This window comes from Bradyrhizobium sp. WBOS07 (assembly GCF_024585165.1).
Classification (GTDB): domain Bacteria; phylum Pseudomonadota; class Alphaproteobacteria; order Rhizobiales; family Xanthobacteraceae; genus Bradyrhizobium; species Bradyrhizobium japonicum_B.
The window spans coordinates 3564327-3590150 of the sequence record NZ_CP029008.1; the positions used below are offsets into that span (position 1 = coordinate 3564327).

At 65.5% G+C, this 25824-nt stretch carries 26 protein-coding genes; 9 read left to right on the forward strand and 17 right to left on the reverse strand.

Annotation, left to right across the window (positions count from 1 at the left end):
* Positions 1–34: 34 nt before the first annotated feature.
* A complete protein-coding gene (locus DCM79_RS17125; protein ID WP_257175482.1) occupies positions 35–766 on the reverse strand; it encodes a TetR/AcrR family transcriptional regulator in 732 nt (243 codons plus the stop codon).
* 106 nt (positions 767–872) lie between these two features.
* On the opposite strand from DCM79_RS17125, the gene DCM79_RS17130 reads away from it, so the two are divergent.
* The 5 genes from DCM79_RS17130 (at position 873) to DCM79_RS17150 (ending at position 4701) form a co-directional block, all read left to right on the forward strand.
* Entirely contained in the window at positions 873–2270 is a 1398-nt protein-coding gene (locus tag DCM79_RS17130; RefSeq protein ID WP_257175483.1) for a carotenoid oxygenase family protein, read from the forward strand.
* Positions 2271–2344: 74 nt separating this feature from the next.
* Complete coding sequence (locus DCM79_RS17135; RefSeq protein ID WP_257175484.1) at positions 2345–2608, forward strand: hypothetical protein; 264 nt, start codon at positions 2345–2347, stop codon at positions 2606–2608.
* Between the two features lie 207 nt (positions 2609–2815).
* The gene (locus tag DCM79_RS17140; protein ID WP_257175485.1) at positions 2816–3370 is read left to right on the forward strand and encodes an inner membrane-spanning protein YciB; all 555 of its coding nucleotides are present in this window, start codon (positions 2816–2818) and stop codon (positions 3368–3370) included.
* A gap of 105 nt (positions 3371–3475) precedes the next feature.
* Complete coding sequence (locus DCM79_RS17145; RefSeq protein WP_257175486.1) at positions 3476–3772, forward strand: hypothetical protein; 297 nt, start codon at positions 3476–3478, stop codon at positions 3770–3772.
* A gap of 14 nt (positions 3773–3786) precedes the next feature.
* Positions 3787–4701, forward strand: a complete 915-nt coding sequence (locus tag DCM79_RS17150; RefSeq protein WP_257175487.1) for an SH3 domain-containing protein — start codon at positions 3787–3789, stop codon at positions 4699–4701.
* A gap of 151 nt (positions 4702–4852) precedes the next feature.
* Here the strand turns inward: DCM79_RS17150 and DCM79_RS17155 are convergent, their stop codons facing one another.
* The 3 genes from DCM79_RS17155 to DCM79_RS17165 form a co-directional block, all read right to left on the reverse strand.
* The gene (locus DCM79_RS17155; RefSeq protein ID WP_257175488.1) at positions 4853–6508 is read right to left on the reverse strand and encodes a fumarate hydratase; all 1656 of its coding nucleotides are present in this window, start codon (positions 6506–6508) and stop codon (positions 4853–4855) included.
* A gap of 112 nt (positions 6509–6620) precedes the next feature.
* The gene (locus DCM79_RS17160; protein WP_257175489.1) at positions 6621–6905 is read right to left on the reverse strand and encodes a type II toxin-antitoxin system RelE/ParE family toxin; all 285 of its coding nucleotides are present in this window, start codon (positions 6903–6905) and stop codon (positions 6621–6623) included.
* Complete coding sequence (locus DCM79_RS17165) at positions 6902–7132, reverse strand: hypothetical protein (protein ID WP_257175490.1); 231 nt, start codon at positions 7130–7132, stop codon at positions 6902–6904. Before DCM79_RS17165 ends, DCM79_RS17160 begins: the two co-directional genes overlap by 4 nt.
* Before the next feature lie 97 nt (positions 7133–7229).
* Between DCM79_RS17165 and DCM79_RS17170 the strand changes: the two genes are divergently transcribed.
* Entirely contained in the window at positions 7230–7703 is a 474-nt protein-coding gene (locus DCM79_RS17170) for a hypothetical protein (protein WP_257175491.1), read from the forward strand.
* A gap of 310 nt (positions 7704–8013) precedes the next feature.
* On the forward strand, positions 8014–8187 hold the full coding sequence (locus tag DCM79_RS17175; RefSeq protein ID WP_196236045.1) for a hypothetical protein: 174 nt from the start codon (positions 8014–8016) through the stop codon (positions 8185–8187).
* A 182-nt stretch (positions 8188–8369) separates the two neighbouring features.
* Here the strand turns inward: DCM79_RS17175 and DCM79_RS17180 are convergent, their stop codons facing one another.
* The 10 genes from DCM79_RS17180 to flgB form a co-directional block, all read right to left on the reverse strand.
* Positions 8370–9077 carry a glutathione S-transferase gene (locus tag DCM79_RS17180; RefSeq protein ID WP_257175492.1) on the reverse strand — a complete coding sequence of 236 codons (708 nt, stop codon included), beginning with the start codon at positions 9075–9077 and terminating at the stop codon, positions 8370–8372.
* A 261-nt stretch (positions 9078–9338) separates the two neighbouring features.
* Positions 9339–10022: a lectin gene (locus tag DCM79_RS17185; RefSeq protein ID WP_257175493.1), complete on the reverse strand. Its 684-nt coding sequence runs from the start codon at positions 10020–10022 to the stop codon at positions 9339–9341.
* A 149-nt stretch (positions 10023–10171) separates the two neighbouring features.
* Positions 10172–11212: a Tim44 domain-containing protein gene (locus DCM79_RS17190; RefSeq protein ID WP_257175494.1), complete on the reverse strand. Its 1041-nt coding sequence runs from the start codon at positions 11210–11212 to the stop codon at positions 10172–10174.
* A 184-nt stretch (positions 11213–11396) separates the two neighbouring features.
* Positions 11397–13973, reverse strand: coding sequence for a cell cycle histidine kinase CckA (cckA, locus tag DCM79_RS17195; RefSeq protein ID WP_028137448.1), 2577 nt, complete (start codon positions 13971–13973; stop codon positions 11397–11399).
* A gap of 154 nt (positions 13974–14127) precedes the next feature.
* On the reverse strand, positions 14128–15207 hold the full coding sequence (gene flhB / locus DCM79_RS17200; protein WP_257175495.1) for a flagellar biosynthesis protein FlhB: 1080 nt from the start codon (positions 15205–15207) through the stop codon (positions 14128–14130).
* A gap of 13 nt (positions 15208–15220) precedes the next feature.
* The gene (fliR, locus tag DCM79_RS17205) at positions 15221–15991 is read right to left on the reverse strand and encodes a flagellar biosynthetic protein FliR (RefSeq protein WP_257175496.1); all 771 of its coding nucleotides are present in this window, start codon (positions 15989–15991) and stop codon (positions 15221–15223) included.
* A 17-nt stretch (positions 15992–16008) separates the two neighbouring features.
* Positions 16009–16272, reverse strand: coding sequence for a flagellar biosynthesis protein FliQ (gene fliQ, locus DCM79_RS17210; protein WP_007612284.1), 264 nt, complete (start codon positions 16270–16272; stop codon positions 16009–16011).
* A 177-nt stretch (positions 16273–16449) separates the two neighbouring features.
* Positions 16450–16758: a flagellar hook-basal body complex protein FliE gene (gene fliE, locus DCM79_RS17215; protein WP_257175497.1), complete on the reverse strand. Its 309-nt coding sequence runs from the start codon at positions 16756–16758 to the stop codon at positions 16450–16452.
* Positions 16759–16774: 16 nt separating this feature from the next.
* The gene (gene flgC / locus DCM79_RS17220) at positions 16775–17200 is read right to left on the reverse strand and encodes a flagellar basal body rod protein FlgC (protein WP_257175498.1); all 426 of its coding nucleotides are present in this window, start codon (positions 17198–17200) and stop codon (positions 16775–16777) included.
* 41 nt (positions 17201–17241) lie between these two features.
* Positions 17242–17646 (reverse strand): flagellar basal body rod protein FlgB, encoded by a 405-nt coding sequence (gene flgB / locus DCM79_RS17225; protein WP_257175499.1) that lies wholly within the window; start codon positions 17644–17646, stop codon positions 17242–17244.
* Between the two features lie 351 nt (positions 17647–17997).
* Between flgB and DCM79_RS17230 the strand changes: the two genes are divergently transcribed.
* Together DCM79_RS17230 and fliP are read left to right on the forward strand one after the other, a co-directional pair.
* Complete coding sequence (locus DCM79_RS17230) at positions 17998–18960, forward strand: flagellar biosynthetic protein FliO (RefSeq protein ID WP_257175500.1); 963 nt, start codon at positions 17998–18000, stop codon at positions 18958–18960.
* Complete coding sequence (fliP, locus tag DCM79_RS17235) at positions 18957–19715, forward strand: flagellar type III secretion system pore protein FliP (protein WP_028137455.1); 759 nt, start codon at positions 18957–18959, stop codon at positions 19713–19715. The genes DCM79_RS17230 and fliP overlap by 4 nt, the downstream gene beginning before the upstream one ends.
* Before the next feature lie 247 nt (positions 19716–19962).
* Here fliP and DCM79_RS17240 read toward each other — a convergent pair whose 3' ends face one another.
* The 3 genes from DCM79_RS17240 to DCM79_RS17250 form a co-directional block, all read right to left on the reverse strand.
* Positions 19963–23694 carry a tetratricopeptide repeat protein gene (locus DCM79_RS17240; RefSeq protein ID WP_257175501.1) on the reverse strand — a complete coding sequence of 1244 codons (3732 nt, stop codon included), beginning with the start codon at positions 23692–23694 and terminating at the stop codon, positions 19963–19965.
* Between the two features lie 226 nt (positions 23695–23920).
* Positions 23921–24784, reverse strand: coding sequence for a tetratricopeptide repeat protein (locus DCM79_RS17245; RefSeq protein WP_257175502.1), 864 nt, complete (start codon positions 24782–24784; stop codon positions 23921–23923).
* Between the two features lie 92 nt (positions 24785–24876).
* Complete coding sequence (locus DCM79_RS17250) at positions 24877–25527, reverse strand: FecR domain-containing protein (protein WP_257175503.1); 651 nt, start codon at positions 25525–25527, stop codon at positions 24877–24879.
* Positions 25528–25824: the final 297 nt, after the last annotated feature.

The window sequence follows — 25824 nt, forward strand, 5'->3', positions numbered from 1 at the left end:
GATCACGGCAAGGGTTGCGTTGATCCTTGATGGATCAGTGTCCGGGCGGTTTGCTCGTGATGGGCGCGGTCAGCATCGCCTCGAGCAGCCGTTCGGCCGTGGTCCCCTCGGGGAGCCGCTCGAGGATATCCTCGAGCCGGCCGTCGAGCAGCAGCATGGTGAAGCCGTGCACCATCGACCAGGCGCGTGCGATGGCGGCGCCCTGATTCAGCGTCAGCGCGTCGCCGCTAATCTGCTCCTGCCGCATCATGCCGATCGCATTCGCAAGTCCCGCGAAGGAAGCTTCGGCCGCCTCGTGCAGAGAGGGCCTCGAATAATCGAGACGTTCGCTGCGGAACATGATGCCGTACATGCCGGGATGAGCCTGCGCGTAGGCGACATAGGCCTTCGGCCGCGCCAGCGCGGCTTCGAGCGGCGTGGTGGCGGCATCGCAGGACGCGGTCATCGCTGCGTTGAACTGCCGGAAGCCCACGGCCGCAAGCTCGCTGAGGAGGCCGGTGAGATCGCCGAAATGATGGGTGGGCGCAGCGTGCGAAACGCCCGCCTCGCGTGCCACCGCCCGCAAGGTCAGGCCGCCGAGCCCGTCACGCTCCAGCACACGTTCGGCAGCCTGGAGCAGCGCTTCACGCAAGGCGCCGTGATGGTATGGCGTCTCGGTCTTCGCGCTCGCCGTGCGGCGCGTCGGTCGCGATGCAGTAATCGGCGTCGCGCTTCGGCGGGGGCGCGAGCCTCGCGTGGTTCCGCTCTTGGTGTCGGTCTTGGCCATTTGCAAGCTATATGACGCAATATTGACAGTGTAAAGATTTCGCTTGACCGACCTGGCGATCGGCGCTATCTGATCTTTACGATGTAAAGATAGGGAGGGATATGCCGTGCAGAACGACGCCACCGCCGAGCGCCGCAACAATATCGCACCGATCCCGTTCGAGGCCGATGCGCCTTTCCTCAAGATCATCGGCGAATTGCCGCGGGAACTGAACGGCACGCTCTATCGCAACGGCCCCAACCCACAATTCGAATCGCCCGGCGCGCATTGGTTCGTCGGCGACGGCATGCTGCACGCCTTCCACCTCGAGAACGGCCGCGCCAGCTATCGCAACCGCTGGGTTCGCACGCCGAAATGGCTTGCCGAGCACGACGCCGGCCGCGCCTTGTTCGGCGGCTTCGGCCGCAAGCTGCCGGATGCCCCGGCTGATCTCACCGACGGCGGCGTCGCCAACACCAACATCATCTTCCACGCCGGCAAGCTGCTCGCGCTGGAAGAGGCGCATCTGCCGACCGAGATCGAGCCGGGCACGCTGGCGACGCGCGGTTATCACAACTATCAGGGCCGCGTCGCCGGCAGCTTTACGGCGCACCCGAAGATCGATCCCATCACCGGCGAGCTGGTGTTCTTCGGCTACAACGCCGCTGGTCCGTTGACCCCTGCCCTCTCCTACGGTTCGGTCGATGCCTCCGGCAAGGCGACGCATTTCGAACGGTTCGAGGCGCCCTATGCCAGCATGGTGCACGACTTCATCGTCACCGCGAACCATGTGCTGTTTCCGATCCTCCCCATTACCGGCAGCATGGAGCGCGCCATGAGCGGGCGGCCGCCCTACGCTTGGGAGCCGGACAAGGGCGCCTATGTCGGCGTAATGAAGCGCAGCGGCACGGCAAAGGACATCGTCTGGTTCCGTGCCGAAGCCTGCTACGTCTTCCACGTCATGAACGCGTGGGAGGACGACAATCGCATCGTCGCGGACGTCATGCAGTTCGAGCAGGCGCCGCTGTTTCCGCATCCCGACGGCCGGCCGACCGATCCGGAGAAGTCGCGCGCCCGGCATTGCCGCTGGACCTTCGACCTCTCGGGCAATACCGACCGCTTCCAGCAGACCTATCTCGACGATCTCACCGGCGAATTCCCACGCATCGACGACCGCCGGGCCGGACTGAAGAGCCGTCACGGCTGGTACGCCTGCGCCAATCCGAAACTGTCGATGTTCGGCGCACTCTCTGGCATCGTCCATGTCGACGGCAACGGCAGACGGCTCGGCCAATATCTGCTGCCGGCCGGCGACACCATCTCCGAGCCCGTGTTCGTCGAGCGCGCCAAGGATGCGGCCGAGGGCGACGGCTGGCTGCTCGCGGTGGTCTGGCGGGCGCGAGAGAACCGCAGCGACCTCGCGGTGTTCAACGCCACCGACGTCGAGGCGGGTCCCGTCGCGCTGGTGCAGCTCGGCCACCGCGTGCCCGATGGCTTTCACGGCAATTGGGTCGGGGCGGCGTAGCCCTCGTCAATGCGGGGCGCAACGCGGTCGCGAGCCCGGAATCCCCGTGAATATCGCGTCATCAAGGAGGCCCGATGCACAAGCTCCCGATCGCCGCGCAATCCGTCGCTGTCCTCGCCCTGGCGGGCGCCGCACTTGCATTCCTGGCGATACGGCTACGCCGGCGAAGCCTCACATTCTTCGAAGGCGGCATCCTGCTCGCTGCCGGCTTTCTACTTGCCGCCACACTCCCGATGTTGCCGCCCCTGCCCTGGACAGGATTGATCGACGAGATGACCGACCAGCTCGCTGCAGCACTTCATTTTCTGGAGGTCGCTTACGTCGTCTTGACATTGTAAGAGATGGTTGACCGCGCCGCTCCGGTTATTGCGGTTCCGCATCCCGTGCTGCGGGGTTCCGACCTGGGCGTTCCGGTCGGTTTATGGGGTCCCTGCGCCATCTCGCAACAGCGCGCCTGTCCTCACAAAGTGATATGCCGGGTATCGCCGGATCAAGTAGGGTGCGCCGGTCCGCGCCTTGCCGGCGACCGCTGAACAGGAATGACGATGAAGGACGTATTCGCCCGCCTCGCCTCCGACCTCCTCTCCGTTATCATCTTCCTGGCCGTCTATCTCGTCACAGACAACGTGATCCTCGCAACGGCGGTGGCGATTGCCGGCGCGATCGCGCAGGTGATCTATGCGCGCCTCAAGGGACAACCGCTCCACTACATGACCTATGCGAGCCTCGCTCTGGTCGTCGTGCTGGGCGGTATCACGCTGCTGACCAATGATCCGCGCTTCATGCTGGCAAAACCCTCGATCGCACATTTTGCGATCGGCGCGATCATGCTCAAGCGCGGCTGGATGCTGCGCTACATGCCTCCCGTCATCGTCGAGACCGTTCCGGAATATGTCACCGTTGCGGGCTATGCCTGGGCGGCGCTGATGTTCGTGATCGGCGCCGGCATGATGGCGGTCGCCGCCACCGGCGATCTGAAGCTGTGGGCGTTCTATCTCATGGTGGTCGCAGGCGGCGCCAAGATCCTGGCCTTTGCCGTGCAGTACTTCGTTCTGCGGCTGATCGTCACCAACCGCCGGCGCGCCGCCGCCCGCGCCTAAATGCCCTATTCGAGGGTTAGGCAGGAGCTGCGAGTTGGGCTATAGGCTCGGCTTGGGACGGCCGCGGATCGTCGCGGACCGCCGAAATCTGTTCGGGAGACGGGAATGGCCGTAGACGGCAACTGGAATCTGACCATGACGACGCCGATGGGCGAGCGCCAGGCGACGCTGAGCCTGAAGGCCGCCGGCGGCACGCTCACGGGCACGCAGGGCGCGGAAGGTAATACCGCCGAGATTTTCGACGGCACCGTCTCCGGCGACAACGTCTCCTGGAAGGTCTCGATCGACAAGCCGATGCCGCTTACGCTCGAATTCACCGGCACCGTCGCCGGCGACGGCATGAGCGGCGAGATGGGCATCGGCCCGATGGGCAGCTTTCCGTTCACGGGTTCACGCGCGTAAGGCTGCGCACCATCATGCGCGTGCTCCGTCTCATCGCGGCGGCGATCCTGTCCGTCGCGACGCAAGCGGCGCGCGCGGACGACACCGGGCCGGCGTGGCGCGCAAGCGCGCTCGCCATGGTGCCCGCCGGCTACGTTGCCGGCACTGCGTATCGCACCGAAGGCTCGACCGGCTATCTCGCGGTCTACCCGGCAACCTCGAATGATCCGAAGACACCGGCCAGCGTGTTCGCCGCACGCCAGACCCTCGTCGTCGCGCTGACACCGGATGCGACACGCGCCTTGTCAGCCGAGATCAAGCCGCGCAGCGATCCCGATCGCGATGACAGCGACTTCGCCAAGCTGCACGCAGAGCTTGCCGGAAAGCGCGCGACGCTTCCCGATCGCACCGAACCCTGCAGTCTCGGCGCCTGGTCCATCGACAAGGATCCACACGGGCTCAACGTGCGCGCCGAGCCGTCAACGACGGCGCGCGTGCTCGGCACGCTGCCGCCCCCCTACCGGCTCAAACTGGGCGGCGCCGAGAACACGCCCGACGGCGGCTGGCTCACCGAATTCCGCATCATCGGCTTCAAGAACGGCTGGTTTCTGATCGAAGGCGCAAGCCCGCCTGGCAAGGACTACGAGGACGAGAAGCGATATCCGCGCAACGCGCCAAAGCCCTATGCCGGTCGCGGCTGGGTTGCAGCGAGCAAGGTCGGCGCGAACTACGCCAATGGCGGCACGCGCGCGGGCGGCCTGTTCCAGGCCCCCTTCGTCGACGCTCAATGGATGCCGGCGCAGCGCGAGCTCGGCGGCCCGATCGACGGCGACGGCGGACCCAAGCGCCTCCTCGCCTGCAGCGGCTTCTGGGGTCTGGTCGAGAGCCACGACGGCGTGCGCGGCTGGTGGCGCGCGCTGTGCTCCAACCAGGTCACGAATTGCAGCTAGCGCAATAGAGCCACCTGGGGCACCGCTCTCGTGTCCCGGACGCGGTGCAGCGCATAGCGCTGCTCCGCAGAGTCGGGACCCATCTCTCGCCGATCGCCCCCCGATCAGCAGCGCAGCATTTCACCCCACGCAGAATCCGGGGAACGCCGCCTCAACCCAGATTCAACTCCTTGAAGAAGTCGTTGCCCTTGTCGTCGATGATGATGAAGGCGGGGAAGTCGACGACTTCGATGCGCCAGATCGCTTCCATGCCGAGCTCGGGATATTCGAGCACCTCGACCTTCTTGATGCAGTGTTCGGCAAGGTTCGCCGCAGCGCCGCCGATCGAGCCGAGATAGAAGCCGCCATATTTCTTGCAGGCTTCCCGCACGGCGGGGGCGCGGTTGCCCTTGGCCACCATCACCATCGAGCCGCCGGCAGCCTGGAACTGGTCGACGAAGGAATCCATGCGTCCCGCGGTGGTCGGACCGAACGCACCGGAGGCGTAGCCGTCGGGCGTCTTGGCGGGGCCGGCGTAATAGACCGGATGGTTCTTGAAGTAGTCCGGCAGCGGCTCGCCCTTCTCCAGCCGCTCGCGCAGCTTGGCATGGGCGCTATCGCGCGCGACGATCATGGTGCCGGTCATCGAGACCCGGGTCTTGATCGGATATTTCGAGAACGTCGCCAGAATATCCTTCATCGGCTGGTTGAGGTCGATCTTGACGACCTCGCCGCCGAGCGACTGCTCGATCTGGGGCAGGTACTGCGCCGGGTTATGCTCGAGCTCCTCGAGATACACGCCGTCCCTGGTGATCTTGCCGAGCACCTGGCGGTCGGCCGAGCAGGACACGCCAAGGCCGATCGGCAGCGATGCGCCATGACGCGGCATGCGGATCACGCGCACGTCGTGGCAGAAATACTTGCCGCCGAACTGCGCGCCGACGCCGAGGCTTTGCGTCATCTTGTGGATTTCCTTCTCCATCTCGACGTCGCGGAAGGCGTTGCCGTCAGGCGAGCCGTGCGTCGGCAGGGCGTCAAGATAGCGCGCGGAGGCGAGCTTCACCGTCTTCATGCACAGCTCGGCCGAGGTGCCGCCGATCACGATGGCGAGGTGATAGGGCGGGCACGCCGCAGTGCCCAGCGTCAGGATCTTCTCCTTCAGGAACGCGAGCAGCCGGTCCTTGGTCAGCACCGACGGCGTTGCCTGGAACAGGAAGCTCTTGTTGGCGGAGCCGCCGCCCTTCGCCATGAACATGAACTTGTAGGCGTCATCACCTTCGGCGTAGATCTCGCACTGCGCCGGCATGTTGTTGGCGGTGTTCTTCTCCTCGTACATCGAGAGCGGCGCGACCTGTGAGTAGCGCAGATTGCGGCGCAGGTAAGCGTCGCGCGCGCCTTCCGACAGCGCCGCCTCGTCGTCACCGTCGGTGATGACGTTGCAGCCCTTCTTGCCCATGATGATGGCGGTGCCGGTGTCCTGGCACATCGGCAGCACGCCACCGGCCGCGATGTTGGCGTTCTTCAGGAAGTCCAGCGCGACGAACTTGTCGTTGGGGCTGGCCTCATCGTCCTCAAGGATGGCACGGAGCTGCTTCAGATGGCCGGGGCGCAGGTAATGGTTGATGTCGCCGAAAGCCGCCTCCGACAGCGCCCGCAGCGCCTCGCGCGACACCACCAGCATGTCCTTGCCCAGGACCTTCTCGACCCTGACACCCTCGGACGAAATCTTCCTGTAGGGCGTTTCGTCCTTGCCCAGCGGGAACAGGGGGGTGTGCTTGTAGGGGGGAACGGGCTTGGACTGGTCGGGGAAGGCGGTCGGGGCGTTCATGGGTGAATCTCGGGGTTTTGGAGCCCTGGCGGGCCTCTCAGCATAGAAGCGTTCTAAGCCTTTTTGCCGCAAAGGGAAGCACCCCGAACGCCGCCCAGCTCATGGGTCGAGCCTAGATTTCGCGATCCCTGGCGCCATGAACGATGGCCAATATGTCGATCAGCTGATTTGGCTGATCGACCGCGTAGACAATGATATAGGGAGCCTCCACCAGCTCCCGCGTTCCTTCAAGCTGGCCCGGACGACCGATGTTGGGCAGGCCCAAAACGGCAAGACGCTCGATCTTCGCCCTGATGCGATCGGCTACCCGCGCTGCTGCGGGGGGATTGTCCTGGGAAATCCAGTCAACAATCTCATCGAGATCACGAGCCGCCGACTCGTGAATGACGACTTTCATTCGCCGAGGCGGCGCTTGAGGCGCTCTTTGAACTCATCGAGCGTGAGACGGCGCGCGTTCGGATCCGACCGGCGGCGGCGAACCTCCTCGACCTGCTCGTCGGTGAGCCGGTAAACGCTCTCGTCCTGCGACTCCATCAGCATCAGCATCTTCGCCGCATCCTCCTGGCGCTCGAGCGGCCAAGTCAGAACGCGATCCAGGACGGCTTTTACCTGCTCCTTGCTCATGTGCTCTTTATATCACGTGCCGGCCAACAAGAAAGACCCGGCCCTTGCGCTTGGCGTCCGCCGACGCTTGAATGCGCGTCGTAAGGGGCTTTTCATCATGACATTGGAACTGAACGTCCGCGGCGCGATCCTGGTCGCCGCCGCCATCACCGGCCTTGTGACCCTCACCTCGCCGGCCCGGGCCGACCGCTGCGATGACAGCGCCAAGGAGCTGGCGAACCAGGTCGATCGCCTGAAGGTGAATTTCCGTGCCGCAAACGTCGTTTACATGACGCATCCGGCGGCCAAGGAGCTCTCCGTGAGTTGCCGCGGCGACAAATATTCGATCGAGCTCTATGCCAAGGGTGATCGCAAGCCCAAGCCGGAATTCTATGCGCTGGTGGGATCGATGGCCGCGATCGTCTTCACCGTGACCAAGGACGACACCACGACGGGCGCGACACGCTGCCTGAAGCGCATGGGCCTGCTCCGCGGCGACAAGGTCAGCATGCGCTATCGCCGGCTCAACATGGAATGCATCCGCACCAAGACGGAGGCGTCGATCGCGATCACGCGCGGCAAGGACGAATAGGCGGCGGCTCTTCTTCGCGCTTGCTGCAGACACGGTACACAAGTGACGCGACGCCGCCCGTCACCGACTCCGTCATTGCGAGCGAAGCGAAGCAATCCAGAAATCTCTCCGCGAGACAGTCTGGATTGCTTCGTCGCGAGAGCTCCTCGCAATGACGGGGAGAGATTTTGTCATCTCCTTCGGCATCGTGCGGATGACGCAAACACCGCGATCCTCCCGCCCAATCCCTCGCATTTTAACGATCGCCTTGAAGGAATCTTCGCTCCTCACAGCGCAGGCTGAATCGTTTCCATATTGTGAGGATTTGCGGATGAAGGTTTCTACCGTAGCACCGCCGCCAATCGCGATCGTGGTTCCCAGCTACGACACGACCAAGCAGCAGGACGATCAGACCAAGACCAGGGACGCCGACCCGACCTACAAGCCGCAGCCGCCCGTGCCGCTGCCGCCGGGTCAGGGCACGCGGATCGATCAGCTCGCCTGATCGGTCCTTTCGCAATTGCCGAACGTGGTCCTGGTCGCCGCCACGGCGCGCGGCTGTTCCCGTTCGCGACGATGTGCCCTCGGCATTCCCTGCCCTAAGGCGCCGGCCCCCTTCGCGCATCGGCGAGGAAACTGCCCGCGTTTTCTTGACGCGAACCGGTATCCACTTCGCTTGAAAACGCTTTACCCGTCCAGTTCCTTGTAGCGGCGGAAGATGCCCTGCTCGTTGAAGGGAATGCGGCGCGGGCTTGTGAGATAGGCCTTGATGTTGGGCCGCGCGGCGATCCGATCGTGCAGGCCGGCGAGGCCCGGCACGTCCGTCTCGAACGCCTTCATGCGCTTGGGAAAGCCATAGCGCAGCCCCGCGACGATCTGGAACAGCGAGAGATCGACATAAGTGAGCCGGCGGCCCGTGACATAGCCGCCGCCATTCGCGTCGAGAAGCTGCTCGAAATAGCCGAGATATTTCGGCACCCGCTCGTCCCAGAATGCGGCCGTGCGCTTCTTCGCCGGCGGCTTCTGGTCCTCGTAGTACAGCGAGGGCCCGAGCGGATGATGGGTGTCGTGGATCTCGACCACGAAGTCGGTGATGGTGAGCTGGAGCTGATGCACCCACAGCTTTCCCGCCTCCGTCTTCGGCGCAAGCCCGTGGCGGCTGCCGAGATAGAGCAGGATGTTGGCGGTCTGGCCGATGACGAGCTTGCCGGCCTTCAGAAACGGCGGCGCAAATGGCGGCGTGCCCTTGCGCGCGTCCATCATCTTCATCATCGCCGCCGTCCCGCGCGCTCCGCGCGCGACATCGACGTAAGCCGCGCCTGCCTCCTCCAGCGCCAGCCGCACATATTCGCCGCGGCCCTGGATCTCGGGCCAGTAATAGAGCTCGTATGTCATGGGAGGGGTCCGCGAACGTGAACACGTGCGGACTAATGTAACATGCCGTCGGAGGTTCCGTCAGGGTGAGACGGAGTACTCGCGCCGCATAGCCACCATTGCGGGCGTCGCGACTTGTCCGCCGAAGCCTTCGGCGAAGGCGGAAGCAATCCAGTTTGCCTCGGCGGAATAGTCTGGATTGCTTCGTCGCATCTGCGCAAAATGGCTACGCAATTTTGTCGCTGAGCTCCTCGCAATGACGCGCCGATAGAGTTCAGCGCTTCAATTCGCAGCGAAACAATACAGCAGCCCGTCGCCGCCGGTGCTCCTCAGATCGGCCTGCGAGCAACCACCATCGGACCCGCGCGAGGTGTGCGAGCTGTTCCAGGACTTTGACGGTTCGTCGTCGCGCAGGCCCTGGCGATCGGCATGGCCGACCACCGCCGCACCCTGCGTGCTCGACGTCCAGTTCTTGCACGTCTTGTCGTCGCCGGCCGCGAACGCGGTGCCGTCGGGTTGGGTTCCCGTCAGGATGTCGTGCCGGTTCGGCGTGTCGCCGCGGCCGTTGATGATTTCACCCTTCTCGCTGAGGGCCGTCTGCTTGGTCAGGTTGTTGGCGGAACCGTGCAGCTCGGCCACGTCCTTGGCAATCACCGCACCCTTGGCATTCTGCCACGGTCCCTTGCCGATGCGATCGCGCGCATTGACGGCCGGCTTGCCCTCGGCGGCCTGTGTCGAGAGATAAGCGCGCCAGGTCTTCGCGCCGGCGCCGGAGGCTTGTGCCAGGTTCTGGCACTGCGCATCGGCTCCCTCCAGGCCGCCGAGGTCGGCACCCTTGCCGAGGCCGCTGGAGGTCACGAAGAACGTCATGTCGGCCGACTGCGCCTGCGCCGACAGGGCCGCAAACCATGCAAGCGGAACCACGGCCAGCGCGGAAATCGTCAGGGATCTCCTGATACGGATCATGTTGTCCTCCCGTTTTGTTTGTCGTTTGTCGTTGGCCGCCTGATTTCAACCCGCTGCGCCCCCGCTTATTCCGATGCCGCGATGCAGGGCCGCAAAAGAAAAGGCGCCGTGCGGGAAGCACGGCGCCCTTGTCTTCAATCGCTTTGCGATCAGTTGGTCTGCTGGATCGCCGACAATTCCCAGCCGCTGCCGGGCCGACGGGCGAACGTCCAGACCTCGGTGACTTCACCCGGCTGCTCGCTACCGGCGATAAGCGTGCCGCTGTTGCGGTCCAGCGTCTTGTCGGTGAGCGCGAAGCGCAGCGCCACCGTGGCGTAGTCGGTCTCGCCTTCGCGCCAGGCTTCGGCGAGGTCGCCCTGCAAGAGCTTGACGTCGGTCACCTTGTTGACGACGTTCCGCGCACGGTTCTGGGCGAGGTCCTGCTCGAAATAGGAGACCATCTCGGGCGTCGCGAGCGTGTGCAGCTTGGCCACATCCTCGTTCGACCAGGCCGCCTGAATCTCGCCAAGCAGGCGCTCGAACGCTTCATAATCGTCCGGCTTGATCTCGACCGGCGCATTGTTGGCACCGCCGAAGCCGAAGCCGCCAAGGCCGCCTCCACCCAGAGCGCCGCCGCCGAGCGCACCGCCACCGAGGCCGCTGCGATAATTGGTCTGCGGGCCCTGGCCGGAACCGGCGTTAGCATTGGCGTAGGCCGGCTGCTGCTGCGCGTGACGGCGCTGCCACCAGGACATCGCCAGCCGCACCACGAGCACCACCAGCGCGATCTGGATGATCAGGCCGAGGATGGAGGCAAAGCCGCCGAGGCCGCCGAACAGGCCGCCGCCGAACAGCATGCCGAGCAGGCCGGCGCCGAGGAAGCCGGCCGCGAGGCCGCCCATGAAGCCGCCGGCGCGGCCGAACAGGCCGCCGCGCGCGGGCGCGGCAGCAGCCGAGTTCATGCCTGCACCCGGCTGGGTGTAGGTCCGGTTGAACTGCGAGGCCGAGCCCGGCGCCGTCGTGGTCGGGGGCGGAGCGGAATAGGTGCGCGAGCCGCGCGAACCGGACGAGCCGCCGCCGCCGACACGCGCGTCGGCGGACGAGATGACGAGCGCTGTCGGCAGCGCAAGCGCCAGCATGACGGCGAGCGTCTTGAAGAGATTGCGGGAGCGTAGCGAGAAATTCATGTTCGTTTCCCAAATCCCCGGCATGGGGACGTGCTCTTAAGATGGGCAGACTTCCCCAAAAGTGAAGCCGGTTTCGGAACTTGTGGCTGCGGCCCTCAGTCGCGGGGATGTGGCAAAAGCCCATATTGGGCGGGATCTGGCCGGATCCGGCGGGGAAACCGTCGCTACGGGTTACCGGCGGGGCCGCAGATGCGCGGCGAGAGCGCCCTCAGCCCTGCTTCGTCATCGTCTCCTTCACCGCCGCCACGAGCTGGCTGAGCGTGAATGGTTTCGGCAGGAAGTCGAACTGCTGGCCCTCGGGCAGGCTCTTCTCGAAGGCGTCCTCGGCGTAACCGGAGACGAAGATGAACTTGATGTCGGGGTTCTTCTCCCGCATCGCCTTCAAGAGCGTCGGTCCGTCCATCTCGGGCATGACGACGTCGGAGACGACGAGATCGATCGCCCCGCTCTGCTCCTCCAGCATCTCCATGGCTTCGACGCCGTTCTCGGCCTCGACCACGGTATAGCCGCGCGAGCGCAGGCCACGTGCGTTCAGCGCGCGCAGGCCCTCTTCGTCCTCGACCAGCAGGATGGTGCCCTGTCCCGTGAGATCGGTGCGCGGCTTGGCCTCGACGGCAGCGGCGTCCTTCGCGGCGCCATTGGTCGCGCTGGCGACAGCCGGCTGCTCGACCTGCACCTCCGGCTCGGCGTGATGGCGCGGCAGGAAGATGTGGAACGAGGTGCCCTGCCCCGGCTCGGAATCGACATAGATGAAGCCGCCGGTCTGCTTGACGATGCCATAGACCGTGGAAAGGCCGAGGCCGGTGCCTTTGCCCACTTCCTTGGTCGAGAAGAACGGCTCGAAGATTTTGTCGCGGATGTCGGCGGGAATGCCGGTGCCGGTGTCGGCGACCTCGATCCGGACGTAATCCGCCGCCGGCATGCCCTTGTAGGCGAGCTTGCCGGCGTCCTCGGTGGAGACGTTGGCGGTGCGGATGATCAGCTTGCCGCCGTCGGGCATGGCGTCGCGCGCGTTCACCGCGAGGTTCACGATCACCTGCTCGAACTGGGAGACGTCGACCTTCACCGGCCAGAGATCGCGGCCGTGGACGAGGTCGAGCTTGACCTTCTCGCCGATCAGCCGGCGCAGCAGCATGGTGAGATCGGAAAGCGCGTCGCCGAGGTCGAGCACCTGCGGCCGCAGCGTCTGCCGCCGCGAGAACGCCAGCAGCTGCCGCACCAGCGTCGCGGCGCGCGTGGCGTTCTGCTTGATCTGCATGATGTCCTGGAACGACGGATCGGTCGGCTTGTGCGCGTTCAGCAGGAAGTCGTTCGCCATCATGATGGCGGACAGCACGTTGTTGAAGTCGTGGGCGATGCCGCCGGCGAGCTGGCCGACCGTCTCCATCTTCTGCGACTGGTTGATCTGGTTCTCCAGCGCGCGCCGCTCGGTGGTCTCGAGCATGTGCACGATGGCGGCTTCCGCGTCGTTCTCGGCCGAATCGACCGGCGTGACGAAGAACTGGCCCCAGCGCTCCTTGGTCCCTTCCAGCGCCACCTCGACCGGCGCGATGTCGGCCTGGCCTTCGGCGGCCTGGTTGATGGCCGCGATCAGGAGGTGGCGGTCGCGCGCATTGACCGCGCGGAAGATCGACTTGGAGGCGCTGTCGAGCCCCAACGCCTGGCCGAGCTTGGCGTAGCGGGCATTGGCGCGCACGACGTTGCCGGCGCGGTCGACGGTCGCAATCGCCATCGGCGTATGGTCGAAGAAGCGCATGAAGCGCACTTCGGCGGCACGATCGGGGTCGCTGCGCTCGTCGCGGGCGCGGCTGATGACGAGCGTGCGCGACGGCCCCGGCGCGCCGTCGGCGCCGAAGGCGAGCTTGTGATAGAGCCGCACCGGCATGGTCTTGCCGGTGCGCATGCGCAGATCGATGTCGAAGACTTCCGTCTTCACCTCGCCCGGCACCGCCACGATCGACGTCAGCAGCGAGGCGCCGTCGCCGGAGACGATGTCGGTCAGCTTGAGGCCGCCCGAACCGATCTCGGCGAGGTCGTAGTCGAGCCAGTTCGCCAGCGTCGCGTTGACATAAGCGAGCTCACCGGCCGGATTGACCGAGAAGAAGCCGCACGGCGCGTGATCGAGATATTCGATGGCGTGCTGGAGCTCCTGGAACACGTCCTCCTGGCGCTCGCGGTCGCGGGTGATGTCGGCGATCGACCATACCGCGTATTTCGCCTCGCGCTTTTCAGTGCCGAGCGGGCGAACGCGCATGCGCAGCCAGCGGCCCTGGCTGCCGTCGTGGCCGGAGATGCGCACCTCCTCCTGCTGGCGCTTGCCCTCGCGCGCGGCCTTCAGCAGCCGGAACACGGCTTCGGAGACATCGGGGTTGCCGATGAAGACGCGTTCCACCGGACGCACGTCCTGCGGACCGCTGGCGCCGGTCAGCGTCAGATAGGCGGCATTGGAATAGATCACGTGGCCGCGGGCATCGGTGACCGCGAGCCCGTCGAAGGCGTGATCGGAAATGCGGCGAATGATCGGATCGTCGAGATTGCGATCGGCAAAGCGGATGATGCCGGCGGCAAACGCGAACAGGTTGAACAGGCCGACCATCGCCAGCACGGCGAGGACACCGAGGATATAGGGCTGCGCCTGCACCCGTCCGAGCGTCATCAGTCCGACGGCGACGGCGACGAGGCCGGCGGCCACCAGCAGCACCAGCGCAATGCTGCCCGAGCGCGGCGACGGCTCGTGCGCCGCACCGGGCTCGCGTGTGAGGTCGTGGTCGGTCTCGGCGGTCATCTCAAGCTGGCGCGGCCTGTCGGCAGAGAATCAACGCGCCACGGGGCGCATGGGGTCCTCCCTGCCTGAATCGGACCCTGAGGTGCAAGGGCAGCAGGAGCGAAAGGTACGCTGATTCCCAGATTACGGCCATTTCCGGTATTTTTCGGGTGCTTTATCCCCGCCCCGCGCCAAATCCGCGCTTCAGCCGCATGACGTAGCCGATCACCTCGGCGACCGCGTGGTAGTGCTCGGTCGGGATTTCCTGGTCGACCTCGACGGTGGCATAGAGCGCGCGGGCCAGCGGCACGTTCTCCACGATCGGGATGTCGTGCTCGCGCGCGATCTCCCGGATCTTGAAAGCGAGGTTGTCGACGCCCTTGGCGACGCAGACCGGAGCCGTCATGCCGCGCTCGTAGGACAGCGCCACCGAATAGTGGGTCGGGTTGGTGATGATCACCGAGGCCTTGGGAACCGCCGCCATCATGCGTTTCTTGGCGCGCTGCTGCCGCAATTGCCGGATCTTGCCCTTGATGTGCGGATCGCCTTCGGACTGCTTGAACTCCTCCTTGATCTCCTGGAGCGACATCTTCTGCCGCTGGAACCAGCTGCGATACTGGAAGAAATAATCGGCGATGGCGACGATCGCGAGCGCGGCGACCACCGCGCCGAGCAGTTGGACGGTCATGCTGGTGCTGGCGCCAAGCATGGCGACCGGATCGAGCCTGACCATCGCCTCCATGCGATGCCGCTCCGGCCACAGGATCATGGTCATGACCACGGCCAAGGCAACGAGCTTGCCGATGCCCTTGAGAAAATTGGCCGCCGCCTGCTTGCCGAAGATGCGCTTGAAGCCGGCGCCGGGCGAAATCTTGTTGAACTTGGGCTTGAGGGACTCGGCCGACCACACCAGACGGTGCTGGAGCATGTTGCCGGCGATGGCCGCCAGCACCAGCATCAACAGAGGCACGCCGACCGCGGCGAGCACGGCGAGCTCGATCTGCTGCATCAGGGCGAGCAGGGCCTTGCCGTCGGTCTTGATCATCCAGGAATTGGCGAGCAGGTTGCGCATCGGCGTCAGCAGCCCGCTGCCGACCGAGCCCGAGAAGGTTGCGACCACGAGCGTGCCGCCCGCCATCATAAACCAGGTGTTGATCTCCTGGCTCTTGGCGACGTCACCGCGTTCGAGCGCATCGTCGAGACGCTTTTGCGTCGGGTCTTCTGTTTGACTTTCGGGATCGTTGTCTTCCGCCATCGTTCGACCCCCGTCACTTGAGCGGCATCATCTGGTGCATGACACCGATGAAATAATCGAGAAACGTGCCCATCATCGCGGTCAGCACCACGGCGAGCACCAGGAAGCCTGCGAAGATCGACAGCGGCACGCCGACGAAATAGACCTGCATCTGCGGCATCAGCCGCGCCAGCACGCCGAGCCCGATGTTGAAGACGAGGCCGAACACCAGGAACGGTCCCGAGAGCTGCAAGCCCAGGAGGAACGCGGCGGCAAAGGCGCGCGTTGCCAGCGAGGCGACATCGCCGCTCGACACGGTCTCGCCCGGCGAGAAGATCGTATAGCTGTCGTTCAGCGCGGCGATCACCAGATGATGGCTGTCGGTGGCAAACAGCAGCGTCACGCCCAGGATGGTCAGGAAGTTGCCGACCAGCACACCCTGCTGTCCCTGCGTCGGATCGACCGAGGTGACGAAACCGAGCCCCATCTGCTGCGCGATCACGGATCCCGCGACCTGGAGCGCCGACAGCGTCACGCGCGCGGTCGCTCCCAGCACGATGCCGATCGCGATCTCATGCAGCATCAGCACCAGCAGCGGCGCCAGCGAGCCCATATCGACCTGGTAGGCGTTGCGATGCAGCGGCAGGATGATCAGCGTGAGCAGCAGCGCGATCGACAGCTTGATCCGCGTCGGGATATTGGTCTCGCCCAGCCCCGGCAACAGCATCACCATCGCGCCGACCCGGGCGAAGGCGAGCATGAAGGACGCGGCGAGCTCCGGCAGCAGCGAGACGTCGATGCGCATAATCGCTGCATCTTGCCTCAGCCGCCGATGATTCGCGACGAGATCCGCAGCATATGGGAATGAAGCGCGTCGGCCATGAACGGCAGCGCCAGCAGCATCGTGGCAAAGATGGCCAGGATCTTCGGCACGTAGATCAGCGTCTGTTCCTGGATCTGCGTCAGCGCCTGGAACAGCGACACGACGACGCCGACCACCAGACCGACCACCATCAGCGGGGAGGACACGATCACGATCGTCCAGATGGCATCGCGCGCGACGTCGAGGGTCTCGGGGCCGGTCATTCGCAGAATTCCTTGTCCACTTTCATCCCCAACCACCCCGGCGAGGACCACCCGGCCCCTCCCCGTCATTGCGAGGAGCCCTTGCGACGAAGCAATCCAGACTGCCGCCTCGGAAAGATCCTGGATTGCTTCGCTGCGCTCGCAATGACGCCCGGAGCAGGCGCCAGCGCCGAACCATCAGATCGGCATCTTCATGATGTCTTCATAGGCCGCGATCACGCGGTCGCGGACCGACACCAGCGTGGACACCGCGACGTCGGTGTCGGCGACCGCGGTCACGACGTCCATCACGTTGGCCTTGCCGGAGGCCATCGCGATCGTCTGCGCGTCCGCCTTGCGGCCGGATTCCATGACGCTGCCGACGGCGTCCTTCAGCATCGAGGCAAAGGATTGCCCGCTTGCCTCGGTGCTCTTGCCGGCACCGCCGGTCTCCAGCACCCGGGCAAGGTTGGCGTAAGCATTGGCCGCGATTGTGGGTGATGCCATGGCTCAATTGTCCTGTTCAGCTCTTGAGGATGTCGATCGTGCGCTGGATCATCCGGCGCGTCGCACTGATGATGTTGAGATTGGCCTCGTAGGACCGCTGCGCATCGCGCATGTCGGTCATCTCGACCACCGAGTTCACGTTGGGATATTTGACGTTGCCGCTGGCGTCCGCGACCGGATTGTTCGGCTCGTATTTGACGCGGAAGTTCGACTGGTCGGGCTTGATCCTGCCGAGGGTGACGACCTGCGCGTCCAGCGCGCGGTCGAGCGCGGAGGAGAAGGTCGGAACCTTGCGCCGGTAGGGGTCGCCGCCGGGGGTCTGCGCGGTCGAATCCGCGTTCGCGATGTTTTCCGAGATCACCCGCATGCGGCCGGCTTGCGCCCGCAGACCGGAGGTCGCGATCGCCATCGAGCGGGCGAAGTCGCTGCTGTCATTGGCCATGATGCGCCTCCTCTAGCTGTTCTGTTCCGAAGATCATGCGGCTAGGCCTTGCCGATCGCGGTCTTGAGCAGATGCAGGCTCTTCGAATAGAGCGAGGTCGCCGCCGCGTAGTCCATCTGGTTGCTGGCGGCCTTCATCATCTCCTCTTCGAGATTGACGGCGTTGCCGGCAGGGCGGGTTTCGAAGCCGGCGTTCTTGTTCTGGTCGAATACGGAAGCCGCGCCCGACGGCGTCATGTGCGAGCCGCTTGTGCGGGTCAGCGCCAGGGGGCCCATCGAGCCCGTGACGGCCCCGCTCTTGTCGAGTTTCGGCTCGACCAGGTCGCGCGGCCGGAATTTGGGCGTATCGGAATTGGAGACGTTCTCGGACAGGACGCGTTGGCGTTCCTGGTGCCACTGCATCTTGGTGCGAAGCGCCGACAGCTCCGGGAGGTCGTTGATGGACATCGTCGCGGCTCCTTCCGCCTGACACGGACCCCGAGGTCCGCAGCTAGGCAGAATTTGCCGCGTGTATGGTTAACAGCTGGTTAAGGGATCCCCGACGCATGTCCCCGAGCGGGACAGGATTTCCGCACCCCGTGATTCTACGCCCTGCAGAATCAGCATTAACCCAACCGTTTGGCGGCCGTGCACAGGCCAAGAAGTCGTTTTGGATCGAGCGATTCATGGGTTATTAAGAGTTGGGGACGGCAAAACTTGCCGTGGGACGTTAAGAAATCGCAGTTTGGGGCATCGTAGGCTGGTGGTTGGCGTATCCGACCACGGGCACGAGAGAAGCGCCATTTGTCGGGGACTAGTATGCAAGGCAGCCCTATCACCTTCATCGTCGCGTTCATCGTCGTTCTGGCGTTGATCGGCGTCGCTGCTTGGCTGGTTCGCCGATTCGCCACCAGCCGGCTCGGCGCCAACACCCAGCGCGGCAGGATGCCCCGCCTTGCCGTGATCGATGCCGCCGCGGTCGACGGCCGGCGCCGCCTGGTGCTGGTCCGGCGCGACAATGTCGAGCACCTCCTGATGATCGGCGGCCCCACCGACATCGTGGTCGAGCCCAACATCGTTCGCGCCGCGCATGGCCGCGATCAGCTCCCCCAGCGTCCCAACGCCGCCGAGCCGCCACGCCTTGCTCCCATGCCGGACGCCGGCGGCTGGGCCGACGAGGCGCCGCGGCCCGAGATGCTCGATCATCCCGAGCCGCAAATGCCCGAGCCGCCGCCGCGGCCTTCGCGCCCGTCCTTCGCCGACGAGGTGCGCCGGCCCGCCCCCGCTCTGGCCGAACGCCGCAGCGATCCCCTGGCCGGCTTCACGGCCGATACGATCGCGCCAAGGCCCGAGCGCGAACCGCGGCCCGAGCCGCTGCCGCCGCGCGTTCCGCGCAGCGAGCCGCCGCTGATGCCAAGGCCGCCGCGCCAGAGCGAGCCGATGAAGATGCCGCCCGTGCGGGCCGAGCGCGCCGCTGCCCCGCCGCCTCCTCCGCCGGCTCCGCCGGTTGCACCGCCGGCGCCCGCCGCGGGCCCGTCGAGCGCCGAGCAGAACCTCGCGGAAATGGCGCAGCGGCTGGAGGCAGCGCTTCGCCGCCCCGCCGGCGAAACGGTCGCCCCGCCCGTCGCGCCGGAGCCGCCGGCCGCTCCCCCGCGGGCGGCTCGCAGCGAGCCGGCGGCGCCACCGGCCCCGCCGCAAAAGCCGGCCGCGGAAAAGACCAGCTTTGAAAATCTCGAAGACGAGATGGCCTCGCTGCTCGGCCGTCCGAAGCCGTCTTCGTGAGGCTGCCGTCCCTCCCGCGTAGAGTTCTTTTCCTTTCTGTCCTGTTGGTCGCGGCCTCGCTCGCAGGCCTTGCGCATGCGCAGGACATCAGCATCAACCTCGGCGGCGGCGCTGGCGGTGGCGGCGTCACCGAGCGCGCGATCCAGCTCATCGCGCTGCTCACGGTGCTGTCGATCGCACCGTCGATCCTGATCATGATGACGTCATTCACGCGCATCGTGGTCGTGCTGTCGCTGCTGCGCACCGCGCTGGGCACGGCGACCGCGCCGCCGAACTCGGTGATCATCGCGCTGGCCATGTTCCTCACCTTCTTCGTGATGGGCCCGGTCCTGCAGAAATCCTACGACGACGGCATCCGGCCGCTCGTCGCCAACCAGATCGGCGTCGAGGACGCGCTGCAGCGCGCCTCCGTCCCGCTGCGCGGCTTCATGCAGAAGAACGTGCGCGAAAAGGACCTCAGGCTGTTTCTGGATCTGTCGGGCGAGCCGGCACCGGCCACCCCCGACGACCTCGCACTGCGCATCCTCGTCCCCGCCTTCATGATCTCCGAGCTGAAGCGCGCCTTCGAGATCGGCTTCCTGTTGTTCCTGCCCTTCCTGATCATCGACCTCGTCGTCGCCTCGGTGCTGATGTCGATGGGCATGATGATGCTGCCGCCGGCGACGATCTCGCTGCCGTTCAAGCTGATCTTCTTCGTGCTGGTCGACGGCTGGTCGCTGGTGGCGGGAAGCCTGGTGCAGAGCTACGGGGGGTGACGGCGGGCGCACCGCTGGCGCATCCTCTCCGCTTCCCGCAATAGCCACCGCGCCCTCCCCGTCATTGCGAGGAGCCCTTGCGACGAAGCAATCCAGACTGCCGCGGCGGAAAGATTCTGGATTGCTTCCGCCTTCGCCAAGGCTTCGGCGGACAAGTCGCTGCGCTCGCAACGACGGGGATAGAGCGGCGGCGCTCGCAAATGACGGAGGATGCGGCACGGTCCCACGCCGCGCTTTGCGCGGCTCCCTACCGCGTCATCTTGATCTGCCGCACGACGGGGATCGTCGGCAGCGAGCCGGTGTGGTCGGCTTCGTCCTTGGCCTGCGGCGCGCGGGCGGAGGCGTCGGGGAAGCGCTGCTTCATCTCGCGCAGGAAGCCGTCGAGCGTGTCGACGCTGGCGGCGAGCTTGGCGATCTCGGCGAATTCGGCGCTGGAGGCCGCGGCCGGCTTGCTGGCGATGTCGAAGGCGAGACGGTCGGCGCTCTCGCTCATCAGCGGCGCGTATTTCTCGCGGAAGCGCGACAGGCCGATGGAGTCGTCGGCGAGCGCATAGCCGACGGCGGCGCGGATGATGTCGCTCTTCTCCACCGCGTTGAGCGGCTTGAAGTCGCGGAAGCGCTCGCCGTAATAGAGCTCGATCTGCTCGGCGGCCTCGCGCCAGCGCCGTGCCGCCCAGAAGATGTCGGAGCGCAGGCGGAGCACTTCGCGCCCGGCGACGTTGGAGACGATGTCGAGCGCGAGATCGTGACGGCCGACGTCGCTCTGCGCGCGCGCTTCCAGCAGCAGGCGCTGCTGCCTGAGCTCGCCGGAGAGATCGCTGATGCGGCTGGCGCGCAGTGCGGTGATCGCCATGTCGGGCTTGCGGTTGGCGAGATAGATCATGGCAAGACGCGCGGCGACCTGGGCACGCGCGGCGCCTTCGAGGCGATGATCGACCTGGTATTGCAGGAGCTCGGCGGCCTGGTCGAGCAGGTCGATCGAGGCGAGGCGGTCGGCGAGCCGGCGGATCAGCTCGTCGCCGCGGCGGCCGATCGGCGTCAGCTCGCGGAACTCGTAGAACATGCCGAGCGCTTCGACCGGCGGCAGGTCGTCACCTTTCGGTCCGAGGAAGATCTGCGTGAACAACTCGGAGGCGAGGTCCTGCGCCTGACGGGAGGCTTCCGCGTTCGGCTGAAGCCTCGTCGCGGTGCGCGCCGCAGTGAGCGCGTCGCGGTAGCGACCGCTCTCGGCATACATCTGCGACAGCATCTGCAGCGTCTTGACCTCGATCGAGTCGCCGCGCCAGGTCATGGACAGGGTCTCGAGCTCGCGCAGCGCGTCTTCCTTGCCGATCTCGTCGCGCCTCTGCCGCAGCGCGATCTCGAGCTGCTTGGCCTCCGCCGCCGCCGGCCGGTCGGCCGAGGCGGCTGCGAACCTGTAGTCGTCGAGCGCGTCCTTGTCGTGGCCGAGCGCCTCGGCGAGCCGGCCGCGCAGCACGGCGAAGCCGGGCCCCGCCTCGGGCGAGACGCCGACCACTTCGAGCTCGCTGCGGCGCTTGGAGGCGCCGGCATAGTCCTTCACCTCGAGGGACGCGCGCATCGCATCCATCGTCACGATGCGCTGGATGTCGAGCGGCAGCGAGGCGATGGCGAATTCGACGTTCTTGAACTTCTCGCGCGCGTCCGCCCATTTGCCCTGGCGCGCGAAGGCGAGCGCCTTCCAGAGCTGGGAATCGTGGCTGTTGCCGATCACGGGGTTGGCGAGGTCCTTCAGGCCCTGCGCCGGCCGGCCGATCAGGATGCTGGCGATCGCATGGATGATCAGCGCGCCGCTCTCCTCCTTGTTGAGGGGATCGCTCAGCATCACGTCGGTGACGGCCTTGGCCTCGTAATACATCGCGCGCGACATGTAGAACTGCGCGAGGTCGAGCCGCGGTAGCGAGCGCAGCGCCGGCTCGACCGCCGAGATCGCCGTCATCAGCTCGTTCTGGCGCGCCATGAAGTTTTCCGACTGGCCCTTGCGCCAGGCTTCGGGGCTGAACACCGGGCGCACCGCGGTCGGCGCCCGCTCGGCCGAGATGTCGACCGGCGACAGCGTCAATCCGCCCTTCTTGCCGAGGATCACCTTGTCGGCGCCGACCTCGACGCCGACCTCGTCGGAGTTCGGCCGGATCGCGATGCCGTGCGCCGATTCCAGCAGCGAGAGATCGACGAGGTCCTGCCGCTTGATGAAGCCGCGCACCGGCCGCTGCCCGGTGACGACATAGAGCGTGTCACCGGCATCGGGGTCGGTGAGCTTGTGCAATTGGCCCGGGTTGGCGAAGGGGATCGCGATGTTGGCAAGCGCGGGGTCGGTGATGTTGCGGGACATCATCAGCGGCAGCGGCGTCGACTGGATCTTGTCGGCCAGCGTCAGGAGCCAGTTGGTTTCCTTGCCGACCTCCTCGCTCGCCAGCGAGTAGACCAGCGGGCGCGTGAGACGGATGCGCACCGCCTGCCCCTTGTCGAGGGGAATGCGGCCGACCTCGCCGATCATCGCGCCGCCCTTGGTGCGGATCGCCTCGACGTCGATCGGCTTCGGCGAATCGAACACCAGCCAGACGGTATCGCCGCGGCGGAACGCGGCCGCGGCCGTTGCGACCTGAATCGGGAACGTCACGCGCAAGCCGTCGCTGTCGCGACGCGCATCGACGCCGGCGATCGCGGGCTGCGGCGCAGGCTTGACAATTTCCTTGGCCGTTTCCTTGGCGGCTTCCTTGACCGGCTCCTTCGCGGCCTCTTCGGCCGGCGCGGGCTTGGCCGGCACGGTCGCAGCTTCGCCAGTAGGGGGCGCCGGCTTCGCAACGTCCTTCGTGGCCTCCTTGGCCGCCTCCGGAGCGCGCGCCGCCTCGGTCGCGGGCGCCGGCCCCGGTTTCGGCGCCTCCGCTGCCGGCATCGCCGTCGGCGCTTCCGGCTTCAGCTCGGGTTTAACGTCCGGCTTGACGTCGATCTTGGCTTCGCGCGCGATCGTCTCGGAGGTCGGCGGCACGATCTCGCGTTGGGCATCCTTCGGCCTCTCGGCCGCGGGCTTGTCCGGCGCAGGCCGAGGTCCGGAACCTCCGGGCTTCATCTGCGTGAGCGCCGCCTCCGGCGTCGCGGCAATCTTGCCCTTGTCGGGCTGGAAAGACACGTCGACGATGTAGTTCTTCTCGTCGCGGAACGAGTGCACGTCGGAATCGCCGATCAGCGCGATCTCGACATTGGTCTGGTCGATGTCGGCCTTCTGCTTGATCGAGGCAACGTTTGGCGGCGCCGCGACGACCGCGTCCGCCAGATCGAAATTGAGGTTGGCATTGAACGCCAGCGTGAGCTTCTGCTCGTTGAGCACGGAGGAGACGCCGACACCGTCGGGCATCTCGAACACGAAGCGCACGAAGGTCGGCTGCACCGAGGCACGCACGCGGATCGGCGGACGCTTCTTGGTCTCGGCCGCGACGCGCTGGGCGCGCAGCGCGCGCTCGGCGATGCGCGCACGCTCGGCGAGCTCCTTGACGACGTCCATCGGCAGGCTCGGCGGCGGCCCCTTCCAGCCCTCGGGCAGGAGATCGATGAAGGTGCGCTCGCCGGCGTTCATGGTGTTGACCGTGACGCGCCGCGCCAGCGACAAGCGGATGGCACTGCCGTCGGGATCGCGGCGCGCGGAATTGATGTAATCGGGGGCGCCTTCCGGCACGCGGTCGACGGGAACGTCGACCGGCCGGTCGAAGCGGATGATGAGGATGGAGCCGGCGGTCGCCACCTCGGAGGGAACGTCCTCGCCGAGCTTGATGACGAGGCGGGCAAAGCCGCCGCCGGCCGAAAAAGTCGCCTCGCCCCTGACGGGATCGGCGGCCCGGCCAGGTGCACCGAAACCGATCAGCAGGCAGACCGCCAGCATGCCCGCCGCGCGGACATGACGCGACAGGCCCGGCGCTAAAGCGCGGGCTCGCGACACAAATCCAGCGGCAGCCTCTCGCGCCATTGGCGGCATTTCTTCCGTTTCGACGGTCGACGCCGGTCCTGACGCCGGCCCCTGCCCTCGACTGTAGGTCTCGCCAATTAAGGACTTGTTAATGCTAAATCTTGATTTGCTCTGGGGAGCTGCACGCCGTGCCGCATCGAGCGTCGACGGATCCGCTGGATTTGAATTTGAGGCGCCGATGGTTAAGGATTTGTTAACGCCTGCACAACGGCGCTGTCGCGGATGGTCAGTCCCTTCGCGGCACCCCATAGCGGACAAAAGCTTCGTCAATCGCAGCGTCGATCTTCTTAGCCGCGGAGATGTCGCTATGGCCACCGTCTGTGTCGCCCAGCTTGAATCGGGCAAGCCCTCGGCCGTACAGCGCGCTGGCAAGCTTGGGCACGAGCCGCAGTGCTGAGTTGTAGTCATCTATAGCCGCGGAGAATTGCCCCATTTTCAGATTTATAAGAGCTCGCGAGTCGTATGCTGCCGCGTTGTTTGTTTCCGATCGAAGCACAATATCGCAGTCTTCCAGCGCAGCCTGTAAAGCGCCAAGGACGGCGCGGGTCCAACAGCGGCCGCTCCGCGCCGCCTCCAGCTTCGGATCAAGGCGAATTGCCTCGTCATAGTCCCGCGCCGCACGGTCGAACGCGTTCGTCTTCAAGTAGGCTGCCGCGCGGTTGGCATAGGCAGCGCCATAGTTCGGGTTGAGCTTGAGCGCCTCCTCAAGAGCGCCGATCGCTAGATCGTTCGCGCCCTTTCTCAGATAGGCCACGCCGAGGTTGTTGAAGGCTTTCGCATAGTTCGGGTCAAGCCTGGCCGCTTCGAGGAAGTCCTTGATCGCGCGTTCGTAGTCGGCTTTAGCGCTATAGGCATTCCCCCTGTTGTTGTAGGCGATAACGAAGCCGTTCACCGCTCCCTCGCCCGCTTCGATGAACGCCGTGCAGCCATCGATCCGAGCTTCGGGCGACACGCGGTCTGAGCTGTTACACAGTTCGACGTTCTTGAGGGAGCTGCCCTTCTTCGGCTTCTGCGCCCAGCCAGCCGAACTGGACAGCACAATGATAAGAACGAGCATCACCGCGTTGATGAAACCGGCTCTTGCGGTCATTGCCACACCAAAATCCCACTCCGACAGCGAGCGAAGCACCAATGCCCGGCCGGCGCTGCGGCATCAAGACGGCTTCGGAGCAGGCCAGCTTCTCAGCATCCCCGACAGATGTTGAGCCTGCGATTGCTGCTTCGATCGGGCTCCGGCGCCGCGGATGTCGGCGGCTTCTTCAGAAGCTTGCTCTTGCCCTCTTCGATCAAGGTAGAGAATCTGACCGACCCATCATCCGAAATCTCGATATGCGGCGTCGTGCCCCGGATCCCGAGCGTGGCGACGGGGGTATCGACCTTCATGTCGCCTGTCTTTGCGACGCTGCCTGCAACAAAAGTGAACGTTCCCTTGGCGAGATTGAATAGGCTCGCATTGGACTTGCCGGCCGGCTCATATACATAATGATCCAGCACCATACGGGCGTTGCTCGATAGATTGAACGAGCTGCCGTCGGTAAAATTGATGCCGACTCGGCCGTCGGCCCCGGTCTGCACCACATCACCAAGATATACGGGGTCACCGGTGTTGGCCCGGCCGGGGTCGCTCGCCACATTCGCCTGAACGATCACTGCGCCCGCATGTTCGATGGTGACGGAGCCTGTGGCCGCTACCACCTTCCCAATCGGCTTCGGTGACGCGGTAGCGACGGCGGGCTTGGCGGAATCGATTTGCGCTCGAGCGGCACCCGGCAAGAAGCAGGCAAGCGCCACAACAAGGACGGTCGCCAGAGCGGCTATCGCAGGTCTGCACATGATCCCCCCTTTCTGAGAAGATCTTGCCGCTATCGGCGGTCCATTTTTTGAACCGCGCAACGCCGCCACAATAAATATAATTATTGTTTAATCTTATTAACCGGACTACCTTATATCCAGCGCCAAGCGAGCGCCACAAATTAAATACATCTCGTTTGTCTATTTAATCACATTGGCGGGAGGGGCACGGCGGGGGATGGGGGTACGCTTCGTTGTCCCCGGCACAATGCGTCTCTCCCTCTCAGACTTGATTTTTCGGCGGGCAAGCCTTCGGGGCTGCCGGCGCTAGGAAATGTT

Excerpts from the sequence above, each read along its gene's own strand:
- DCM79_RS17125 (WP_257175482.1), bottom strand. The coding sequence starts at position 766 with ATGGCCAAGACCGACACCAAGAGCGGAACCACGCGAGGCTCGCGCCCC.
- DCM79_RS17135 (WP_257175484.1), top strand. The coding sequence starts at position 2,345 with ATGCACAAGCTCCCGATCGCCGCGCAATCCGTCGCTGTCCTCGCCCTG.
- DCM79_RS17140 (WP_257175485.1), top strand. The coding sequence starts at position 2,816 with ATGAAGGACGTATTCGCCCGCCTCGCCTCCGACCTCCTCTCCGTTATC.
- DCM79_RS17145 (WP_257175486.1), top strand. The coding sequence starts at position 3,476 with ATGGCCGTAGACGGCAACTGGAATCTGACCATGACGACGCCGATGGGC.
- DCM79_RS17150 (WP_257175487.1), top strand. The coding sequence starts at position 3,787 with ATGCGCGTGCTCCGTCTCATCGCGGCGGCGATCCTGTCCGTCGCGACG.
- DCM79_RS17155 (WP_257175488.1), bottom strand. The coding sequence starts at position 6,508 with ATGAACGCCCCGACCGCCTTCCCCGACCAGTCCAAGCCCGTTCCCCCC.
- DCM79_RS17160 (WP_257175489.1), bottom strand. The coding sequence starts at position 6,905 with ATGAAAGTCGTCATTCACGAGTCGGCGGCTCGTGATCTCGATGAGATT.
- DCM79_RS17165 (WP_257175490.1), bottom strand. The coding sequence starts at position 7,132 with ATGAGCAAGGAGCAGGTAAAAGCCGTCCTGGATCGCGTTCTGACTTGG.
- DCM79_RS17170 (WP_257175491.1), top strand. The coding sequence starts at position 7,230 with ATGACATTGGAACTGAACGTCCGCGGCGCGATCCTGGTCGCCGCCGCC.
- DCM79_RS17175 (WP_196236045.1), top strand. The coding sequence starts at position 8,014 with ATGAAGGTTTCTACCGTAGCACCGCCGCCAATCGCGATCGTGGTTCCC.
- DCM79_RS17180 (WP_257175492.1), bottom strand. The coding sequence starts at position 9,077 with ATGACATACGAGCTCTATTACTGGCCCGAGATCCAGGGCCGCGGCGAA.
- DCM79_RS17185 (WP_257175493.1), bottom strand. The coding sequence starts at position 10,022 with ATGATCCGTATCAGGAGATCCCTGACGATTTCCGCGCTGGCCGTGGTT.
- DCM79_RS17190 (WP_257175494.1), bottom strand. The coding sequence starts at position 11,212 with ATGCCGGGGATTTGGGAAACGAACATGAATTTCTCGCTACGCTCCCGC.
- cckA (WP_028137448.1), bottom strand. The coding sequence starts at position 13,973 with ATGACCGCCGAGACCGACCACGACCTCACACGCGAGCCCGGTGCGGCG.
- flhB (WP_257175495.1), bottom strand. The coding sequence starts at position 15,207 with ATGGCGGAAGACAACGATCCCGAAAGTCAAACAGAAGACCCGACGCAA.
- fliR (WP_257175496.1), bottom strand. The coding sequence starts at position 15,991 with ATGCGCATCGACGTCTCGCTGCTGCCGGAGCTCGCCGCGTCCTTCATG.
- fliQ (WP_007612284.1), bottom strand. The coding sequence starts at position 16,272 with ATGACCGGCCCCGAGACCCTCGACGTCGCGCGCGATGCCATCTGGACG.
- fliE (WP_257175497.1), bottom strand. The coding sequence starts at position 16,758 with ATGGCATCACCCACAATCGCGGCCAATGCTTACGCCAACCTTGCCCGG.
- flgC (WP_257175498.1), bottom strand. The coding sequence starts at position 17,200 with ATGGCCAATGACAGCAGCGACTTCGCCCGCTCGATGGCGATCGCGACC.
- flgB (WP_257175499.1), bottom strand. The coding sequence starts at position 17,646 with ATGTCCATCAACGACCTCCCGGAGCTGTCGGCGCTTCGCACCAAGATG.
- DCM79_RS17230 (WP_257175500.1), top strand. The coding sequence starts at position 17,998 with ATGCAAGGCAGCCCTATCACCTTCATCGTCGCGTTCATCGTCGTTCTG.
- DCM79_RS17240 (WP_257175501.1), bottom strand. The coding sequence starts at position 23,694 with ATGGCGCGAGAGGCTGCCGCTGGATTTGTGTCGCGAGCCCGCGCTTTA.
- DCM79_RS17245 (WP_257175502.1), bottom strand. The coding sequence starts at position 24,784 with ATGACCGCAAGAGCCGGTTTCATCAACGCGGTGATGCTCGTTCTTATC.
- DCM79_RS17250 (WP_257175503.1), bottom strand. The coding sequence starts at position 25,527 with ATGTGCAGACCTGCGATAGCCGCTCTGGCGACCGTCCTTGTTGTGGCG.